The sequence below is a fragment of the Streptomyces sp. NBC_01233 genome (assembly GCF_035989305.1).
GTDB lineage: Bacteria > Actinomycetota > Actinomycetes > Streptomycetales > Streptomycetaceae > Streptomyces.
This window is the reverse complement of record NZ_CP108514.1, coordinates 7,814,114-7,833,014: the sequence shown is the minus strand read 5'-3', so window position 1 is coordinate 7,833,014 and position 18,901 is coordinate 7,814,114. Positions and strand designations below refer to the sequence as shown.

Genomic DNA, 18,901 nt, shown 5'->3' with positions numbered 1-18,901 from the left:
CTGGCACTTCATCTACGAGGGATTGTGGGGCAGCGTTGGGCGCAAGCCCTTCGGCGCTGGCACGGGTTTCCCCGTCTCCGGTTCGCAGAAGATGCTGATCAGGGTGAACGTGGCGGCGACGGATGAACTCGCCACGGAGCTAAGAATTACGCGGAGGTCGTATGAGGTGTTTCCCACGCGCAGTAGATCGTATGTACCCCGTATAGGGAGGCCTGCCCTGACAGGTCGTGTAAAATCTGCGAGCAAGGACCTGGTCATGCTGTCCACGCCGGCCGGCGCAAGCTGCCGGATCTGTTGTTCCCAGTGCAGTTCCCGAACGCACTCCACGAGGCGGGTGATCGTGGTGTAGCCGATGCGGTCCTCTCCTGGTGCGCACCAGGACTGCGCAATGTCGAAGTACACCGCGCGACCTTCCACACACGCATAGCCGGAGTCGATTGCTGCGGCCAGGGATGTCGGCGCCCAGAGCCTTGCCTCGTTCATGGCGGCTAAACCTTGCAGGCGTTGAAGAGGATGGCCTCTTTCAGGAGGGCTCGGCTGAAGTCCTCACGGGCCTGGTAGGTGCCCCGAGGTTCGCTGAGACCCTCGGCGGAGAGACCTAGATAGACCTTCACCCCCCTTTCCGACCAGGAGCGGGCAACCCTAAGGGCGTCGGTCAAGCGAGGCGGTTGATACTGGGCACACTCGAGCGCCCTTTTCTTCCACGCTGTCCCCTCCGACAGATACATGGGGTTCAATCTGACGGTCAACGGAATCCGTCGGCGGGCGCATTCCGCAGTCAGATAGGCGATCGATTCATTGGCCTCGGAAATCGCATCGGAATCTGACATTTCCGGAGACGGCTTGAAGAGTACATATGCCGTCAGATGAGCGCCGGCTTCACCCACCTGATCCAGGCCCGAGAGGAAGAGTTCCAGCGGCTCTCGTTTCTTAAGCACATTATCGCGCAGTTCGGGACTGACCGTTTCAAATCCGGTAAGAATATCGACCCCTGCGCGAGGTGCCAAGAGGGCGATCTGTCGAATTTCATCCGCGTCGACGAATTCCAGACGGGACTCCAAGACCAGGGTCTTCACGCGCTTCAGGCGTCCCACCGCCGCGACTATGTCGAGCAACGCCTCCCGGGGCAGCGTAGTGGCGTCTAGCACCGACCCTTCATTACTCAGGGTCACGCGATCGAGGATACTCAGGGAGTGTTTGTTCTCTTTGATAACGAACCGGAACTGCGCCTTGATCGAATCCGCTTCGACAGGCGTGGCGGACGATTTATCAGGAAGATTGCAGAAGTGGCAGCGATATCGGCAGCGCTTAGTGTTGAGAATCGTGAGCAGATCATTCTCTCCGAGGAACTTACGGAGCAGGAAGAAGTGAGGAAGGTTGGAGTCCGACGCGCTTTCTCCCATCTCTTTGCTCTGGCCGTACTGTGCGTACAGATGGGCCGTGAGGTCCGCTAGGCCTTCGGGTGCTCTCTCGGAACTCGGGCGCTCAAAAATAGGAAGTTCAGACACCACGGGTACCTCCGTATGCTTGGTGTGTGCCGCGGGCGGGGTGCTCCAGCCCTGGGGAAATGAGTCTATGGACGTAAATGGAAAAAGGTGTGTTCGATCCCCCCGCCGCGCAGTCCGATTCGTGACCGATCTGTCCTCCGGTGTCCATGAAGATGAGCAGCTCCTCTTCCGGGGCAGGGCTGATTCAAAGTCCAGATGATCATGTTGGGTTGCTGGTCAGGCCGGGTCGAGGAGGTCCAGTGGGCGTGTGAAGGGGGCGTAGGAGGTTTCCCGTAGGCCGGCGGCGATGCTGCGGTGGCCCGCGTCCCGCAGGGTGGTGATGGCGAAGTTCCGCAGCGTGGCCATGTTCTCCGGTCCGTGCCCGGCCCGGATCTTCGAAGCGTCCTCGGTGAACGTCACGTCCCTGACATGGTGCAGGGCCTCGATTTCCCATTGCGACCTGGCCAGCCGGCCGATGGCCTGTGGCGACGCCTCACGGGCCGTCATGTCGGTGATCGCGTAGACAGTCTGCCGGGTGACCGTGCCGGTCTTGATGTGTCGGTGCGGTGCCGCAGGATCTTCGCCGCCTGGACCGCGTGTGGGAAGTCCAGGCCCAGATCGGTGACCGTAAGCGTGCGGACCGAGCGTGTTTCGCGCCGGCCGTGTCCGGCCTCGCGGTCGTAGCGGCGGGAGGTCACTTCCTTCCACGGCAGCGCACGCAGAGCGGCGGCCAGACCCGGCTGGTTTCCCTTGACGATCAGCAGGCAGTGCGCCTTCTTCGCCTCCACCAGCCACTTCGCGTGTTCGCGGTGCGTGTGCAGGGCGTCGGCGGTGACGACCACGCCGGTCAGGCCGAACGGTGCCAGCAGGCGTGTAAAGCCGGTGACCTCGGTGGTCTTGTCCGGTACCCGCAGCTGGCTGACGGTGCGTCCACCGGACACGACGGCCGAGGGCAGGTGGGCGGCCGGAGCGGTATCCATGCGCGAGCCGCGCACGGTCTTGCCGTCCACCGCAACTGATGCGGCCCCCGCAGGGTCGCATCCGAGCAGGTCGGCCAGGGCGCCGGGGCATACCAGGGTCAGCACGCGGCGGAGAGTGGAGGCGGAGGGGGCGCGACGCACTGCGAACGGCCCGCCCGGACGGATGCCGAGGCGTTCGAGGGTGTCCTGGGGAGCGTGGCGGGCCCACTGGCCCACGGCCAGGTAGGAGCGGGCGCCGGCCAGGACCGCGCTGGCCGCGGTTAGCAGGACGGAGACCAGGGTGTGGCGCCGTCCGCGTCGATCACGGGGGTCGGCCAGATGACAGAGCCGCTCAGCCGGTGCGGGGATGGCGCGGTGTTGACGGGACAGCGTCTTGGTCAGACAGACGATGGCAGACTGACGACACATCGAGGCTCCGGTTGTACAGGGCGACTTGGGAAGGTCACCCTTCAACCGGAGCCTCTTTGCCTGCGTAGCGGCCGCCTCCCGCATCGTCATACGTCCGTGACCAGCCGCTTCTCGTCAAGACCACGACTTTGAATCAGCCCTGCCTCAGAACCGTGCAAGCAGCTTTCACCGCACACGGCTCAAGCAAGCCCCAGAGGCTCGCGGTCAGGAGAAGGTGCGGGATTTGTCAGTCCGGCGGCTCCAATCCGTCGTCGACAAAGGGTGTGAAGGAGACGGAGCCGTTGATCGTCCGGTGAGCCGCCGTCGGGGAAGGCGATGTACTGCTTGGAGATCGCCTTCCTGATGATGGCCCGCCACGATTCCCATTCCTGGGGGCTTTGTCAATCCCCTCGGGCTGTGGAGATCTTTCAAGCGGCCAGCTCCACGGTGGGGTCGGCCTGGTGGTCTCGTTCGTAGTCGATCGGGCTGTGGTACTCGCATACGCTGTGTAGCCGTCGGGTGTTGTAGAAGCCGGTGATCCAGGTCGCGATCCTCAGCCGGGCCTCGGTGCGGGTGGTGAAGGTGTGCCGGTGGACGTACTCGACCTTGAGCACGCTGTTGAACGCCTCGCTGACGGCGTTGTCGAAACACGACCCGACGCGGCCCATGGACTGGGTCACGCCCAGGCGGCGACAGGCCCTGCGAAAGCGCCGGGAGACGTATTCGCTGCCGCGGTCGCTGTGAAAGATCACGCCCCTGACGTCACCGCCGCGGGTGGCCGTGGCCATGTTCAGGGAGGCGACGACGAGATCGGCGTCGTGACGGGCGCCCATCGCATAGCCGAGCAATCGACGCGAGAACAGGTCGATGACGGTGGCCAGGTAGAGCTTGCCCTCACCGGTGGTGATCTCGGTCATGTCGCCGCACCACACCTGGTCCGGAGCGTCCGCGGTGAAGTCACGGCGCACGAAGTCCGGGGCCGCCGGCCGTTTGCCGGGCCGGGTCAGCCCCCGCCGGTGGCGGACCTTCCGTCCGGCCAGGCCGAGTTCGGCCATGAGGCGGGCCACGGTGTTCACCGAGACCCGCCAGCCCGCGCGGACCAGAAGGACCCAGACCTTCGGGGAACCATAGGTGCCGCCGGAGCCCTCGAAGATCCCCGTGATCGCGTCGGCCAGCTGTCCCCGCCGGACCTCACGCGCAGTGGTGGGCTTGTCGCGCCACTTGTAGAACCAGGACTCCGAGACTTCCAGGATCTGGCAGGCCAGACGGTGCGGGACGCGATGCTCGGTCCTCTGGTTACCGATGAACGCGGCCAGGGCGGCCGGGTCCGTCCCGGTCACTTCACCCAGAGGACCATGCATCGCTTGAGGACATCACGCTCCATCTCCAGCTCGCGTATCCGCTTGTTCTTCTCCGACATCTCCCGCCGTAGCCGCTCCAGCTCGGCGCGCTCGGCTTCGCGCATCCGGCCGCCCGGCGCGGGCTCGGCCGGCCGGTCGGACGACGCCGACCCGTTGCGCCGCCATCGCGACACCCAGCTGTGCAGCGTGCCGGAGTGGACGCCGAGCTCCTCGGCGACCTCCGGGATCGGCCTGCCCGTCTCGATCACGATGCGTACAGCACCCTCACGAAACTCAGGCGTGTACGTCCGTTGCTTGGAACCCATGAACCCCAACTTCCCCTGCCATCACGGACTCCACGCTACGAGGGGAGGGACAGTGGGGACGGGTCATACGGACACGGACCCGTGACTGCACCTACGGCTTCATCATCAGCCGCCTCTCCCATCGGTCAGTCCACTCAAATTCGTGCAACTTCGTGTCGCACGGTCGCCTTCCCAGTGGCCCGGGACGGCACGGTCCTCGGCCTCGGCCGGCCGCTCGCTGATCAGCACATCGGCGGTCACATGCCCGCGGACGCTCTGCCTGGAGCGTTCCCGCGGGACGCGCAGTGACCGTCCAGTACGCAGGCAGGCGACCAGCTCACGCTTGAGCGCCCCTCGGCCCTGGATATAAAGGGCCTGGTAGATCGCTTCCGGGGCACCTGCCCGCGATACGCCCGCACCGCCCGCTGCCGATTCCCCACACCCATCACAAACCTCCAGCTCACAGAGGTGTTGCGACGACCGATTGAATCCGCCGCGGCTGAGCGAAGCGGGTCCTGGCAACAGGACTCACTCCAACTCAGTCTTTAGGAACGGTTCAGCGCCAGGCCACCGGGTCAGAGGAGCACCGCCACCGCACTTCCGAACGCCGCGCGGTGGGCCAGCCGGGCCCCCTCAGATCCCGCCACCGGCGCCCTGCCGCGATCCCATGCGCTCACGGCACACGTACTTCGTCGCCTCGACCATGCTGCGGGCCAGGGCGACGGAGTCGTACAGGAGATCGGTCCGGGTGTCGTTCCCGTCCATGAATTCCTGGTGCGTCCGCAGTAGGTGGGCCGCGCAGGTGAGCGCGTCGCAGGCGGCGCTGATCTCCGCCGGGATGCGCTTCCGGCCCGGGTCGCGCAGTTCCAGGGCCAGCCTTTCCAGGTCCTGCACAACCGTCGTGAGGTCGGTTGTCTCTTGGACGACACGCACGGAAGACTCCCTTCTTCCCCCGCCAACGGGACAGTGGCTCATCAGGGGAACGAGATCATCATGCAGCCTGGTCCGTCTACGTGACCAGGTATTTACCCAGCACAAGGTAGTCGATCTCGGTTCCGTGTCAGCTTCCTGGCCCGATTCCGTGGCGGCCTCACGGTAGGGCAGCACGTCGATGCGCTCACCGGTGTCGGCGTCGATGATGACTGCGGCTCAACGCTGCCGGCGGCGCAGGGCGAAGTCGTCGACCCCTACCGCCCTCGGGCTCGGCACCGCCGTTACGAGGATGCACCGGAGCAGACAGTCCGGGGACCTGTTCACCGAATTTCTCCCAGGAGGCCCCGGCCTTCAGGACTCCGTTGGGGAGGGGAGGATTCAAGGAAGGTCTGCTGCCGACAACCCAGAACGTGGCAGACCAAGCGTCGCACCTGGACGTGGGAACGACCGTCCGGCCGCCGACCGGCACATCCGCGATGGTCCGGCTGTGGTACTCGCTCGTCTTCCCTGCCAGCACCCCGCACACCGGTCTCGCCAGGCTGGTTGCGCACGCCAGGCCGGGTGGTTGATCCGTACAACGACTTTTCGCCACTCACCATTTGGCCTGGCGGCAGCACCACACAGGCAATTCCTTCGGGCGGCGGGAAGGCCTGAGCTTGGCGTTTAACGTCGCTGGTCACTCGACCTGCTGAGATCACCGGAACCTGGGCGCACGAGACGCGGCCGTTCTTCACGCTTCGAGATGTCGAGTAACGAAGTGCGAGAGAACGGCCGCTGCCTGTGAGTCTGCCCGCCGTCGTGCCTGCAGGTGAGGCATTGGAGTTGTTGTCCCGCTTTCGGGTCGAGTTCTACGAGAGCCTCTACGCCCGGGGCGACGCGCTCTTCGAGATGGCGTCCCGCCACGTGGTGTAGCCGATCAAGGGTGAGGTGTGCGCGGGCTTGCTCGCCGGGCGCACACCCGCGGAGGGCTCGCGCTCTCTGCGCATGAGGTGGGCCACCATGCAACTCTCCGTATTGAACGGCCAGTTCAACAACGGAGGTGCGAGGTGGCCCTGTCCCAGTCTGACCTATTACGCCTGCTGGAGTCACTACGCTCGGCAGACGGACTCGAACTCGTCCGCGGCATCGCCGAGCGGATGCTGCAGGAGCTGATCGAGGCCGAGGCCGCTGCCCACATCGGTGCCGGCTGGAACGAGCACACCGAGGCCCGTACCGCCTTGCGCAACGGGCACCGCGAGAAGACGCTCACCACCCAGGCCGGCGACCTGGAGCTGGCCATCCCCAAACTGCGCGCCGGAAGCTTCTTCCCCAGCCTGCTGGAGCGCCGGCGCCGGATCGACCAGGCCCTGTACGCGGTCATCGTGGAGGCCTACGTCCATGGCGTGTCCACCCGGTCGGTGGACGACTTGGTCAAGGCCCTGGGCGCGGACACCGGGATCTCCAAGTGAGGTTCCCCCGCACTGCGGGAGGGGCTGACTAGCTGGTCAGGGTGGGTTGACGTGGTTTCAGGTTCACTTGTTCGGTCGCTGCCTGGTTGGCGTAGTGCTTCTCCTCGTACTCGATGGGGCTGAGGTAGCCGAGCCGTTTCTGGATGCGGCGGGGGTTGTAGAAGCCGTCGATGTACTCGAAGAGCGCGAGGTTCGCCTCGGCCCTGGTGGCGAAGACGCGGCCGCGGATGCACTCGGTCTTGATGACCATCCACAGGTTCTCCGCGAGGGCGTTGTCGTACGAGTCGCCGACCGAGCCCATGGAAGCCTGGATCCCGGCCCTGACCAGGCGTGTTGTGAGCTTCACGGACGTGTATTGACAGCCGTGGTCGGCGTGGTGAATAAGCTCTCCGGGGGCGACCTCGCGGCTGGCCAGGTGAGGTTCCCCCGCACTGCGGGAGGGGCTGACTAGCTGGTCAGGGTGGGTTGACGTGGTTTCAGGTTCACTTGTTCGGTCGCTGCCTGGTTGGCGTAGTGCTTCTCCTCGTACTCGATGGGGCTGAGGTAGCCGAGCCGTTTCTGGATGCGGCGGGGGTTGTAGAAGCCGTCGATGTACTCGAAGAGCGCGAGGTTCGCCTCGGCCCTGGTGGCGAAGACGCGGCCGCGGATGCACTCGGTCTTGATGACCATCCACAGGTTCTCCGCGAGGGCGTTGTCGTACGAGTCGCCGACCGAGCCCATGGAAGCCTGGATCCCGGCCCTGACCAGGCGTGTTGTGAGCTTCACGGACGTGTATTGACAGCCGTGGTCGGCGTGGTGAATAAGCTCTCCGGGGGCGACCTCGCGGCTGGCCAGGGCGTATTCCAGCGAGGTCAGGACCAGATCGGCGTCGGCGCGGGCGGAGGTCTCCCAGGCCACCACCCGGCGGGAGAACGCGTCGCGGATCGCGGACAGCCACAACGGCCCCTCCCCGGTGGGGATCATGGTCAGGTCGGTAACCCACAGCCGGTTCGGCCCGGCCGCGGTGAAGTCGCGTTGCACCAGGTCAGGGGCCAGATCGGCGTCCGGGTCACGGCGAGTGAAACCCTTGCCCCGGCGGGGACTGATCCCGGCCAGGCCGGCCTGGCGCATGAGCCGCTCGACGCGCTTCCTGCCGACGTGGACGCCCTCACGCTTGAGGACGGCGTGCACGCGGGGTGAGCCGTAGATCCCGCCGGACTCCTCGTGGACCTGCCGGATCCTGCTGGTCAGCTCGGCATCCCGGCGGCGCCGTTCGCACGGTTCGGTCTCGGCCTGGCGCCACCGGTAGTAGGTGGAGGAGGGGATGTTCAGTTCCCGGAGTACGGGCTCGACCCCCAGATACGGGTGCTCGTCAACGAGCGCCGTCACCTGGGCCGGGTCGGGTCGAGCTGGGCCGCGAAAAAAGCCGAGGCCGTCCGCAGGACCTCATTCGCACGCTTGAGCTGTGCATTCTCCTTCCGCAGGGCGGCAAGCTCCTCCCGCTCGCCAGTGGTGAGCACGTCGTCGCGTTCGCCGGCGTCGGCCTCTGCCTGCCGGATCCAGTTGCGCAGAGCCTCGTGGTGCACGCCGAGTTCCTCGGCCATGCGGCGGATCACGGGCTTCGGCTCGGCGGTCCGGTACATCCGTACCGCACGCTCACGCAACTCCAGCGGATACTTCCAAGACCACGGAGTTATGGCTTGTCGGCCGCTGTCAACAGGGGCGAGGTATTTGGGAGAAGTGCCGGTCAGGGCAACGGGACTCCTGGTAGAGCGAGGAAGCCGACCAAGGTCTTCCCGCCTGAAGGAGCCCCGTTGCCCGTTCAGTGTTCCACCGTCACGCTCACGTCGTCCATCACCGTCGCCGACGGGGTCTTCGCTCCGGGGCATCTGGGCGAGCTGACCCGGCACCTGCCCTTTGAACTGGTCGATGACGTGCTGGAACGTACTGGCGGAACCCAGCGGAGGCTGAGGCTGCTGCCGTCGAGGGTGGGTGTCTACTTCGTGCTGGCACTGGTTCTCTTCCCGCAGCTGGGCTACATGCGGGTGTGGGACAAACTCACCTGCGGCCTGCGCGGGCTCCTTCCACCGCGTCCGTCGGAGAAGGCGCTGCGAGAGGTGCGCCGGCGGCTGGGCGCCGCGCCGCTGCGGCTGCTCTTCGAGACACTGGCCGGTCCCGTGGCACAGCCGATCACACCAGGGGTGCGATACAGGTGCTGGCGCACAGTCGCCTTCGACGGCTGCAGCTCCACCAAGGCCCCTGACCGGCCGCGAGTCTGCGCCTGGCTGGGCAAACACAAGCATCGTTACGGCACGGACGGATATCCGATGCTGAAGATCATGGTGCTGTGCGAGACCGGAACCCGGGCCCTGCTCGGTGCGGTCTTCGGACCGACGCCCGAGAAGGAGACCGGCTACGCCGAGCAGCTGCTACCACTGCTGGACAACAGGATGCTGCTGCTCAACGACCGGGGCTTCGACTCCGACGACTTCCTCGCGAAGGCCGCGGCCACCGGCGCCCAGCTGCTGGTACGCCTCAAGGGATGAAGCTTCCCCTTGATCGTGGACACCTGGAGACTGGGATCTGAGGTTCCAGAGGAAGTAGTGCCAGGTGGGAAGCAAGTACACGAAGCGGTACTCGGACGAGTACAAGCGGGACGCGATCGAGCTCGTGCGGTCGTCGGGCCGGACGGTGACCGAGGTCGCCCGGGAACTCGGGATCAGCTCGGAGTCCCTGCGGGGCTGGGTGAAGAAGGCCCGGGCCGCCCAGGACAACGGATCGGGACCCGGCGCCGTGCGGGCCGCCGACGACCGGGACGAGGAACTGAAGCGGCTGCGGAAGCTGACCGTAGAGCAGGCGAAGACGATCGAGATCCTGAAAAAGCGACCGCCTTCTTCGCGAAGGAGAGCGACCGGTGAGCACGATATGCCGGTTCATCCACGCGGAGAAGGCGAACTACACGATCGTGCTGCTGTGCACGGTGATGAAGACCGCCCGGTCCACGTACTACGCGTGGGTGGCCGGAGCCGAGGCCCGCGAAGCCAGGCGACGGGCGGATGAGACCCTGGCACACGAGATCACGGTGATCTACATCGCCTCCCGGCGGAACTACGGCGTCCCGCGCGTCACCGCCGAACTGCGCCGGCAGGGCCGGGTGGTCAACCGTAAGCGGGTGGCACGGGTCATGCGGGAGAACGGCATCGCCGGGAACAGCCGGCGCACCGGACGCCGCGGCCTGACCAAGGCCGACACCAAGGCCGCCCCGTCGCCGGACCTGATCGGCCGGGACTTCACCGCCATCCGTCCCGGAACGAAAATCGTCGGGGACATCACCTACATCCCCACCGCCGAGGGCTGGCTCTACCTCGCCTCGTGGCTGGACCTGGCCACGCGCGAGGTGATCGGGTACTCGATGGCCGACCACCACCGCGCCGACCTCGTCGTCGACGCGCTGGACATGGCAGCCGCGCTGGGCCGCCTGGAACCCGGCTGTGTGATCCACAGTGACCGCGGATCGGAATACACCTCCGGTCAACTCCGCACAAAAATCAGCAAGTTGGGGCACCGGCAAAGTATGGGCCGGACCGGGAGCTGCTTCGATAACGCCGCCGCGGAGAGCTTCTGGGCCGTCCTGAAAGAAGAGATCGGCACCCGCTTCTGGCCCGACCGGGCCACCGCCCGCGCCGACATCTTCGACTTCATCGAGACCTTCTACAACAGACGCCGCCTACGCAAGCACATCCACTGGGGCTACCTCACACCCCACGAAACCCGCCTGCGATACCGGCAAGACCAGGCCCTCGCAGCGTAACAACACCGTGTCCAAGATCACGGGGAAACTTCAGGAACCCGGACACCCGCACGCTGGGCACTACTGCCGGACGGGTCATTCCTGACCAGGATCAACGGGACCCGGCTGAGGATCATCGATGCGCACATCGCGGTGACGACCGCCAAAGGGCTGAGGCTGGAAGGCCACTACCGACTGGCCACCACGCTGACCGATCACCGTCGCTACCCCGCCGCAGAGCTGGTGGAGCTCTACCACGAGCGATGGGAGATCGAGTCCGCGTTCTACTCGCTTCGGCACACCCTGCAGCACGGCCTGGTGCTGCGATCCCAGGACGCGACCGGGATCCAACAAGAACTCTGGGCTCACCTGACCGTCTACCAGGCACTGCGCCGCGCGATGGCCGAGGCCGTCGAGACCCTCCCCGGCACCGACCCGGACCGCGCCTCCTTCACCGTCGCCCTGGAGACCGCAAAAGACCAGCTCATCGCCGCAGCCGACGTACTGCCCGACACCGGACCGGGACGAATCACACCGGCCCTGCTGCACGATCTGCTCCCACCCCGCCGGGCCCGCGTCAACCCACGCCGCGTCAAATGCCCGATCTCCCGCTACGCCGCCCCGCCCCACCAGGCACAAGTCCTGGGCGCATCCAGGATCACCAGCATCAGTGTCACCGTGAACCCCTCCGCTGGCCCAGGCCCCGACGGACGCCGCGACCGCACACTGCAACTCCTGCGAACCGATCCCCACCGCACCTGGCGCGCATGTGAAATCGCCCGCGGTATCGGACTGGAGGATCCCCAAGGACTACGCGCAGAACTGGGACGCTGGGTCCGCGAAGGAATCCTCCGCCGCACCGGCCGGGGCCTCTACACCCTCGACCCCGAGTGGACCACCCCAACCTCCACAAGCCCCTGTCCCCGCCCCTGTTGACAGCGCCGGACAAGCCATAACTCCGTGGTCTTGGGATACTTCCTCGGCGCAGGCATCGTCTGGGCTCCTCTCATGAGACCCATCTGACCCTCTGTCACCCATCCCCGCATCTCGGGGGAAGCTCAAGGGCGTATTCCAGCGAGGTCAGGACCAGATCGGCGTCGGCGCGGGCGGAGGTCTCCCAGGCCACCACCCGGCGGGAGAACGCGTCGCGGATCGCGGACAGCCACAACGGCCCCTCCCCGGTGGGGATCATGGTCAGGTCGGTAACCCACAGCCGGTTCGGCCCGGCCGCGGTGAAGTCGCGTTGCACCAGGTCAGGGGCCAGATCGGCGTCCGGGTCACGGCGAGTGAAACCCTTGCCCCGGCGGGGACTGATCCCGGCCAGGCCGGCCTGGCGCATGAGCCGCTCGACGCGCTTCCTGCCGACGTGGACGCCCTCACGCTTGAGGACGGCGTGCACGCGGGGTGAGCCGTAGATCCCGCCGGACTCCTCGTGGACCTGCCGGATCCTGCTGGTCAGCTCGGCATCCCGGCGGCGCCGTTCGCACGGTTCGGTCTCGGCCTGGCGCCACCGGTAGTAGGTGGAGGAGGGGATGTTCAGTTCCCGGAGTACGGGCTCGACCCCCAGATACGGGTGCTCGTCAACGAGCGCCGTCACCTGGGCCGGGTCGGGTCGAGCTGGGCCGCGAAAAAAGCCGAGGCCGTCCGCAGGACCTCATTCGCACGCTTGAGCTGTGCATTCTCCTTCCGCAGGGCGGCAAGCTCCTCCCGCTCGCCAGTGGTGAGCACGTCGTCGCGTTCGCCGGCGTCGGCCTCTGCCTGCCGGATCCAGTTGCGCAGAGCCTCGTGGTGCACGCCGAGTTCCTCGGCCATGCGGCGGATCACGGGCTTCGGCTCGGCGGTCCGGTACATCCGTACCGCACGCTCACGCAACTCCAGCGGATACTTCCAAGACCACGGAGTTATGGCTTGTCGGCCGCTGTCAACAGGGGCGAGGTATTTGGGAGAAGTGCCGGTCAGGGCAACGGGACTCCTGGTAGAGCGAGGAAGCCGACCAAGGTCTTCCCGCCTGAAGGAGCCCCGTTGCCCGTTCAGTGTTCCACCGTCACGCTCACGTCGTCCATCACCGTCGCCGACGGGGTCTTCGCTCCGGGGCATCTGGGCGAGCTGACCCGGCACCTGCCCTTTGAACTGGTCGATGACGTGCTGGAACGTACTGGCGGAACCCAGCGGAGGCTGAGGCTGCTGCCGTCGAGGGTGGGTGTCTACTTCGTGCTGGCACTGGTTCTCTTCCCGCAGCTGGGCTACATGCGGGTGTGGGACAAACTCACCTGCGGCCTGCGCGGGCTCCTTCCACCGCGTCCGTCGGAGAAGGCGCTGCGAGAGGTGCGCCGGCGGCTGGGCGCCGCGCCGCTGCGGCTGCTCTTCGAGACACTGGCCGGTCCCGTGGCACAGCCGATCACACCAGGGGTGCGATACAGGTGCTGGCGCACAGTCGCCTTCGACGGCTGCAGCTCCACCAAGGCCCCTGACCGGCCGCGAGTCTGCGCCTGGCTGGGCAAACACAAGCATCGTTACGGCACGGACGGATATCCGATGCTGAAGATCATGGTGCTGTGCGAGACCGGAACCCGGGCCCTGCTCGGTGCGGTCTTCGGACCGACGCCCGAGAAGGAGACCGGCTACGCCGAGCAGCTGCTACCACTGCTGGACAACAGGATGCTGCTGCTCAACGACCGGGGCTTCGACTCCGACGACTTCCTCGCGAAGGCCGCGGCCACCGGCGCCCAGCTGCTGGTACGCCTCAAGGGAACCCGGACACCCGCACGCTGGGCACTACTGCCGGACGGGTCATTCCTGACCAGGATCAACGGGACCCGGCTGAGGATCATCGATGCGCACATCGCGGTGACGACCGCCAAAGGGCTGAGGCTGGAAGGCCACTACCGACTGGCCACCACGCTGACCGATCACCGTCGCTACCCCGCCGCAGAGCTGGTGGAGCTCTACCACGAGCGATGGGAGATCGAGTCCGCGTTCTACTCGCTTCGGCACACCCTGCAGCACGGCCTGGTGCTGCGATCCCAGGACGCGACCGGGATCCAACAAGAACTCTGGGCTCACCTGACCGTCTACCAGGCACTGCGCCGCGCGATGGCCGAGGCCGTCGAGACCCTCCCCGGCACCGACCCGGACCGCGCCTCCTTCACCGTCGCCCTGGAGACCGCAAAAGACCAGCTCATCGCCGCAGCCGACGTACTGCCCGACACCGGACCGGGACGAATCACACCGGCCCTGCTGCACGATCTGCTCCCACCCCGCCGGGCCCGCGTCAACCCACGCCGCGTCAAATGCCCGATCTCCCGCTACGCCGCCCCGCCCCACCAGGCACAAGTCCTGGGCGCATCCAGGATCACCAGCATCAGTGTCACCGTGAACCCCTCCGCTGGCCCAGGCCCCGACGGACGCCGCGACCGCACACTGCAACTCCTGCGAACCGATCCCCACCGCACCTGGCGCGCATGTGAAATCGCCCGCGGTATCGGACTGGAGGATCCCCAAGGACTACGCGCAGAACTGGGACGCTGGGTCCGCGAAGGAATCCTCCGCCGCACCGGCCGGGGCCTCTACACCCTCGACCCCGAGTGGACCACCCCAACCTCCACAAGCCCCTGTCCCCGCCCCTGTTGACAGCGCCGGACAAGCCATAACTCCGTGGTCTTGGGATACTTCCTCGGCGCAGGCATCGTCTGGGCTCCTCTCATGAGACCCATCTGACCCTCTGTCACCCATCCCCGCATCTCGGGGGAAGCTCAAAGAGCGAGGTCTCCCGGATCTGCGCGGACCTGGACGAGCCGCTGACCGCCTTCCGCACCCGGCCGCTGGACCACACCCGCTTCCCCTACATGTACCTGGACGCCACCTACTGCAAGGCACGCGTGAACCACCAGATCGTCTCTCGCGCCGTGGTCGTCGCCACCGGGATCACCGAGGACGGCGGCCGCGAGGTCCTGGGCGTCATGGTCGGCGACAGCGAGACCGAGGCGTTCTGGGCCGAGTTCCTGCGCTCCCTGCGCGAACGCGGCCTGACCGGGGTCCGCCTGGTCCTGTCCGACAGCCATTCCGGCCTGGTCAAGGCGATCCGCAAGGTCATGCTCGGCGCCGCGTGGCAGAGATGCCGTGTTCATTTTCTGCGAAATGTCTTCGCGGTGATTCCGAAGGAGGCGACCGAGATGGTCGCCGCAACCATCCGCACAGTCTTCGCCCAGCCCACCCAGGACGCGGTCCGCACCCAGCTCGACACCGTCGCCGAGATGCTCGGCAAGCAGTTCCCCAAGGTCAAACAGATGCTCCTGGACGCCAAGGACGACCTGACCGCCTTCGCGGCCTTCCCGGAACGGCACTGGAAGAAGATCCAGTCCACCAACCCGCTCGAACGGATCAACCGCGAGATCAAGCGCCGCACCGACGTCGTCCAGGTCTTCCCCAACGACGACGCCCTCCTGCGACTGGTCACAGCCGTGCTCTTCGAACTGCACGACGAATGGATCGCCTTCCCCCGCCGCTACCTGCCCGAGGGAAGCATGGACGAGATCTACCCCACCGAGCTCCCTAAAAGCGCCCCCGCACCACCCAACGCCACCAACGCGCCCACCGAGTGATCGGCTACACCACGAAGGGGGACATGACCCTCTTCGAGCTCACCGACGCGGTGCTGTGTGCGGACGGGCCGGTGGACACCCTGGTCGAGCTGTCGCTGACGGCCGAGCACCAGCGCGGACACGGCGCCTTGTACTCGGCGCTGGACCGAGGCTGGATCGAACCGACGCGTCTGCGTCGTGCCCTGGCAGACCTACCTCTGCCGAAGGCGGCCGACGGGCGGATCGTACTGGCCGTGGACGTGAGCAACTGGCTCCGCCCCGACGCTCCCACCAGCGACGACCGGCTGTTCTGCCACGTCTACGGACGCGGAGACCGCAGCGCGGACCAGCTCATCCCGGGCTGGCCCTACTCCTTCGTCGCCGCGCTGGAGCCCGGCCGCACCTCCTGGTGCCAACTCCTTGACGCCGTGCGCCTCGGGCCTGCGGACGACGCCACGCTCGTGACCGCCGCCCAACTGCGCGAGGTCGTAGAACGCCTGGTCAGCGCCAGCCACTGGAAGCCCGGTGACCCCGAGATCCTGATCGTGATGGACTCCGGCTACGACGTCGCCTACCTCTCCCACGCATTGAGGGACCTGCCCGTCGCGCTGCTCGGACGACTGCGCTCGGACCGCGTCATGCTCCGCGACCCGGGCCCCGCCCGCTCGGGACCGAAGGGCGGGCGACCCCGCAGGCACGGCGGCGTCCTGTCCTTCCCCAAGCCCGACACCTGGCACGAGCCCGACGTCACCACCGCCACGGACACCACCCGCTACGGCAAGGCGGAGGCGACGGCATGGGACCGGATGCATCCCAGGCTCACCCACCGTGGCCCCTGGCTGGAGCACGCGGAAGAGGAACTGCCCGTCCTGCACGGCACGTTGGTGCGGCTGCAGGTTGAGTACCTGCCGGGCGATCGCGATCCGAAGCCGGTCTGGCTGTGGTGCTCCGCCACCTCGGCCGCGCCGACAGATGTGGACCGGTGGTGGCAGTCGTTCCTCCGCCGCTTCGACCTGGAGCACACCTTCCGACTGATGAAGCAGACCCTCGGCTGGACCGCGCCGAAGGTCCGCCGCGCGGACACAGCCGACCTGTGGACCTGGCTGATCATCGCCGCCCACACCCAGCTCCGCCTCGCTCGCCCCCTCGCCGAGGACCTCCGGCGTCCCTGGGAGCGGCGAGTCGAACCCCGCCGCCTCACCCCCGCCCGAGTGAGGCGGGGGTTTCGCAACGTCCGAGCGACGGCGGTCCGCCCGGCGGCCGCACCGAAACCGTCTCGCCCGGGCCCTGGACGACCCCCGGGCTCGAAGAACAAGCACCAGGCCAGGCACCACAACGTCGGCAAGACGGTCAAACGCGCCGAATCGATCAAGGAACACCAAGCCCAGCGACGTTAAACGTCAAGCTCAGCTTGACTCTGTCGGGGATCTTGGGGTTTCCCGGCGCGACAGCGTGATCAGGAGGCAAGCTCGGGTCGTTCCGTTGACCGATGCAGTTGTCGAGGTGCCCGTTGTCGCTCCGTCCCCGTTCCGGTGAGCAAGTCCCGTCTCTGACCTCGCAGATCGCGCGGGCGAGCAACCCGGGCGGTACGACGGCGATGTGGGTGAGAGACCGGCTGGACGGGCTGTGGTGCGATGAGGACTTCGCGGGCTGGTACCCGCGCGACGGACGCCCCGGCATCTCGCCCGCCCAACTGGCCACCGTCTGTGTGCTGCAGTTCCTGCTTGGTCTGTCGGACCGGCAGGCAGCGGAAGCGGTCCGGTGCCGCATCGATTTCAAGTACGCGCTGGCCATGGATCTGGACGATCCCGGCTTCCACCACAGCGTGCTGGCCGACTTCCGCGAGCGCCTCGCCCAGGACGACCGCGCCGACCGTCTGCTCGACCTCGCGCTCGCCCGCCTGAAGGAGGCCGGACTCGTACGCGAGCGCACCACGCAGCGCACCGACTCCACCCACGTCCTGGCCGCGATGCGCGACCTGACCCGGCTGGAACTGGTCACCGAGGCCGTCCGTGCCGTGCTGGAAGAAGTCGCCCGCACCGCCGGGCACCTGCTGGACGATCTGGTCGATGAGGAATGGGGGCGCCGCTACGGCCGCCCGGTCCGCCTGGGCAAGAACCCCACCCGCCCCAAGACCAGGATCCTCGCCACCGGCAACGACGCTCTCCGGCTCCTGGAACGCCTCTACCAGCACGGGGCAGACCGAGCGTCCGGCCCCCGCGTCCAGGCCCTGCGCCAGATCATGGTGCAGAACTACTACCGCGACGCCGCAGGCCGCCTGCTCTGGCGCACCGACGAGGACGGCGGGCCCGGGCTGCCGCCCTCGTCCCGGGCGATCGTCTCTCCCTACGACACCTCGGCCCGCTACGCACGCCACGGACACATCATCAGCTGGAAAGGGTTCTCCGCTCACCTGACCGAGACCTGTGCCCCCGACGCCCCCAACGTGATCACGGACGTGGCCACCACCGCGGCCACCACGCACGACAGCCAGGTCCTGCCCGGCATCCACACCCGCCTGCACCACCGCGGCCTGCTGCCTGCCGAGCACCTCGTCGACAGCGGCTACACCTCCCTGGTCCACCTGGACCAGGCCGCCCGACAGCACGAGGTCACCGTCACCGGGCCGCTGCCGGGCAACCCCACCCGCCAGCACCGAAGGAACGAAGGCTTCAGCCGGGACGACTTCCACATCGACTTCGACCGCCGACAGGTGACCTGCCCCCAGGGCCAGGTCAGCCGGGGCTGGCACGGCCCCTACCCGACCTCCTCGCCCACCGCGGCCCCGCTGATCGTGGCACGGTTCACCAAGGGCCAGTGCCGGCCCTGCCCGGTCCGCGCCCAGTGCACCACCTCCCGAGAAAGCGCCCGCAACGTCGGCTTTCCCCCACGCGCACTCCGCGACCTGCAACTCCGCGTCCGCACCGAGCAACAGACGCCCGAGTGGAAGACCCGCTACGCGGTGCGCTCCGGAGTGGAAGGCACGGTCAACGAGTTCGTCCACGGCCACGGCATGCGACGCTGCCGCTACCGAGGACAGGGCAAGGCCCACCTTCAGCACGTTCTGACTGCCATCGCCGTCAACATCGAGCGCCTCAGCGGACTGCCACCGACCGGGGAAACACACCCACCCCGCCAGCCGACCGCCTTCCAGAACTACCTCGATCAGCACGAGATCCCCCGGCTGAAGTCCTGGCGAACCCTCGGCAGCTGACCTCGGAAACTCCAAGATCCCCGACAGAGTCAAGCTGATGGGGAAGACCGCCCGAATCAGGTCAGACCGGTGAGGTGTCGTACACCCAGGACCAGTTGATCTCCACCGAGAATCCCGGTACGAACTCATCCGGAGCAAGGCGCTGGTCCAGAGCGCGCGCGATCTCCAAGAGCTCACGTGCCTCCGCCTCAGCGGCCGGTCCTGGATCCCAGGACGCGACTCTGCGGGCCCATCGCAACCAGGCGACGCACTCGGGCGAGCAGCACGGGCGGGGTCGAGAGGTTTTGTTCACTGTCCGTCCGCGCGCGAACCGGCATCCAGGGCGCCGACACCGTCTGTCGATCACGGTTACCTCCATTCGAAGGCGCCGCCAGCCAACAACTCGCTTGCCATGTCTTCGAGTTAGCGGCTCACAATGGGTGGTGATTTCGACGTACCGTACCAAGGCTCACCACAGC

General features: G+C 67.0%; 13 protein-coding genes and 9 pseudogenes. 9 read left to right on the top strand and 13 right to left on the bottom strand.

Annotation, left to right across the window (positions count from 1 at the left end; all coding sequences use genetic code 11):
* Positions 1–488 precede the first annotated feature (488 nt).
* From OG332_RS36670 to OG332_RS36635, 8 genes and pseudogenes are all read right to left on the bottom strand, one after another.
* Positions 489–1,511: a radical SAM protein gene (locus tag OG332_RS36670; protein WP_327417473.1), complete on the bottom strand. Its 1,023-nt coding sequence runs from the start codon at positions 1,509–1,511 to the stop codon at positions 489–491.
* Between the two features lie 213 nt (positions 1,512–1,724).
* On the bottom strand, positions 1,725–1,994 hold the full coding sequence (locus OG332_RS36665; RefSeq protein WP_327412651.1) for a hypothetical protein: 270 nt from the start codon (positions 1,992–1,994) through the stop codon (positions 1,725–1,727).
* A complete protein-coding gene (locus OG332_RS36660; RefSeq protein WP_327417472.1) occupies positions 1,991–2,875 on the bottom strand; it encodes an ISAs1 family transposase in 885 nt (294 codons plus the stop codon). The genes OG332_RS36665 and OG332_RS36660 overlap by 4 nt, the downstream gene beginning before the upstream one ends.
* Before the next feature lie 407 nt (positions 2,876–3,282).
* Positions 3,283–4,194, bottom strand: a complete 912-nt coding sequence (locus OG332_RS36655) for an IS3 family transposase (RefSeq protein WP_327417426.1) — start codon at positions 4,192–4,194, stop codon at positions 3,283–3,285.
* Positions 4,191–4,520 (bottom strand): transposase, encoded by a 330-nt coding sequence (locus OG332_RS36650; protein WP_062760722.1) that lies wholly within the window; start codon positions 4,518–4,520, stop codon positions 4,191–4,193. The genes OG332_RS36655 and OG332_RS36650 overlap by 4 nt, the downstream gene beginning before the upstream one ends.
* Positions 4,521–4,682: 162 nt before the next feature.
* Positions 4,683–4,889, bottom strand: a pseudogene (locus OG332_RS36645) (IS30 family transposase); the annotation flags it as partial.
* 243 nt (positions 4,890–5,132) lie between these two features.
* On the bottom strand, positions 5,133–5,432 hold the full coding sequence (locus OG332_RS36640) for a hypothetical protein (protein WP_327419589.1): 300 nt from the start codon (positions 5,430–5,432) through the stop codon (positions 5,133–5,135).
* A 150-nt stretch (positions 5,433–5,582) separates the two neighbouring features.
* Positions 5,583–5,961: pseudogene (locus OG332_RS36635) on the bottom strand (ISL3 family transposase); the annotation flags it as partial.
* A gap of 517 nt (positions 5,962–6,478) precedes the next feature.
* Here OG332_RS36635 and OG332_RS36630 point away from each other — a divergent pair.
* Positions 6,479–6,877, top strand: a pseudogene (locus OG332_RS36630) (transposase); the annotation flags it as partial.
* A gap of 31 nt (positions 6,878–6,908) precedes the next feature.
* Here OG332_RS36630 and OG332_RS36625 read toward each other — a convergent pair.
* From OG332_RS36625 to OG332_RS36615, 3 genes are all read right to left on the bottom strand, one after another.
* Positions 6,909–7,226, bottom strand: coding sequence for an IS3 family transposase (locus OG332_RS36625; RefSeq protein ID WP_327417471.1), 318 nt, complete (start codon positions 7,224–7,226; stop codon positions 6,909–6,911).
* A 101-nt stretch (positions 7,227–7,327) separates the two neighbouring features.
* Positions 7,328–8,248, bottom strand: a complete 921-nt coding sequence (locus OG332_RS36620; protein WP_327411594.1) for an IS3 family transposase — start codon at positions 8,246–8,248, stop codon at positions 7,328–7,330.
* Positions 8,245–8,748: a transposase gene (locus tag OG332_RS36615; RefSeq protein ID WP_327411595.1), complete on the bottom strand. Its 504-nt coding sequence runs from the start codon at positions 8,746–8,748 to the stop codon at positions 8,245–8,247. The genes OG332_RS36620 and OG332_RS36615 overlap by 4 nt, the downstream gene beginning before the upstream one ends.
* On the opposite strand from OG332_RS36615, the pseudogene OG332_RS36610 reads away from it, so the two are divergent.
* The 4 pseudogenes from OG332_RS36610 to OG332_RS36600 form a co-directional block, all read left to right on the top strand.
* Positions 8,674–9,402: pseudogene (locus tag OG332_RS36610) on the top strand (transposase domain-containing protein); the annotation flags it as partial. The gene OG332_RS36615 and the pseudogene OG332_RS36610 overlap by 75 nt on opposite strands.
* Before the next feature lie 67 nt (positions 9,403–9,469).
* Positions 9,470–9,691 (top strand): annotated as a pseudogene (locus OG332_RS47960) (transposase); the annotation flags it as partial.
* A gap of 67 nt (positions 9,692–9,758) precedes the next feature.
* Positions 9,759–10,670 (top strand): annotated as a pseudogene (locus OG332_RS36605) (IS3 family transposase); the annotation flags it as partial.
* A gap of 33 nt (positions 10,671–10,703) precedes the next feature.
* A pseudogene (locus OG332_RS36600) lies at positions 10,704–11,605 on the top strand (transposase); the annotation flags it as partial.
* 74 nt (positions 11,606–11,679) lie between these two features.
* Here the strand turns inward: OG332_RS36600 and OG332_RS36595 are convergent.
* Together OG332_RS36595 and OG332_RS36590 are read right to left on the bottom strand one after the other, a co-directional pair.
* Positions 11,680–12,246 carry an IS3 family transposase gene (locus OG332_RS36595; RefSeq protein ID WP_327417470.1) on the bottom strand — a complete coding sequence of 189 codons (567 nt, stop codon included), beginning with the start codon at positions 12,244–12,246 and terminating at the stop codon, positions 11,680–11,682.
* On the bottom strand, positions 12,243–12,746 hold the full coding sequence (locus OG332_RS36590; protein ID WP_327411595.1) for a transposase: 504 nt from the start codon (positions 12,744–12,746) through the stop codon (positions 12,243–12,245). Before OG332_RS36590 ends, OG332_RS36595 begins: the two co-directional genes overlap by 4 nt.
* Here OG332_RS36590 and OG332_RS36585 point away from each other — a divergent pair.
* From OG332_RS36585 to OG332_RS36570, 4 genes and pseudogenes are all read left to right on the top strand, one after another.
* Positions 12,672–14,299, top strand: a pseudogene (locus OG332_RS36585) (IS4 family transposase). The gene OG332_RS36590 and the pseudogene OG332_RS36585 sit on opposite strands and share 75 nt — an antisense overlap.
* A 96-nt stretch (positions 14,300–14,395) precedes the next feature.
* A pseudogene (locus OG332_RS36580) lies at positions 14,396–15,250 on the top strand (IS256 family transposase); the annotation flags it as partial.
* 23 nt (positions 15,251–15,273) lie between these two features.
* A complete protein-coding gene (locus OG332_RS36575) occupies positions 15,274–16,626 on the top strand; it encodes an NF041680 family putative transposase (protein WP_327417469.1) in 1,353 nt (450 codons plus the stop codon).
* 200 nt (positions 16,627–16,826) lie between these two features.
* Positions 16,827–18,443, top strand: a complete 1,617-nt coding sequence (locus tag OG332_RS36570; protein WP_327419484.1) for an IS1182 family transposase — start codon at positions 16,827–16,829, stop codon at positions 18,441–18,443.
* Positions 18,444–18,901 lie beyond the last annotated feature (458 nt).

Excerpts from the sequence above, each read along its gene's own strand:
- OG332_RS36570 (WP_327419484.1), top strand. The coding sequence starts at position 16,827 with ATGTGGGTGAGAGACCGGCTGGACGGGCTGTGGTGCGATGAGGACTTC.
- OG332_RS36575 (WP_327417469.1), top strand. The coding sequence starts at position 15,274 with ATGACCCTCTTCGAGCTCACCGACGCGGTGCTGTGTGCGGACGGGCCG.
- OG332_RS36590 (WP_327411595.1), bottom strand. The coding sequence starts at position 12,746 with ATGCCCCGGAGCGAAGACCCCGTCGGCGACGGTGATGGACGACGTGAG.
- OG332_RS36660 (WP_327417472.1), bottom strand. The coding sequence starts at position 2,875 with ATGTGTCGTCAGTCTGCCATCGTCTGTCTGACCAAGACGCTGTCCCGT.
- OG332_RS36665 (WP_327412651.1), bottom strand. The coding sequence starts at position 1,994 with ATGACGGCCCGTGAGGCGTCGCCACAGGCCATCGGCCGGCTGGCCAGG.
- OG332_RS36650 (WP_062760722.1), bottom strand. The coding sequence starts at position 4,520 with ATGGGTTCCAAGCAACGGACGTACACGCCTGAGTTTCGTGAGGGTGCT.
- OG332_RS36615 (WP_327411595.1), bottom strand. The coding sequence starts at position 8,748 with ATGCCCCGGAGCGAAGACCCCGTCGGCGACGGTGATGGACGACGTGAG.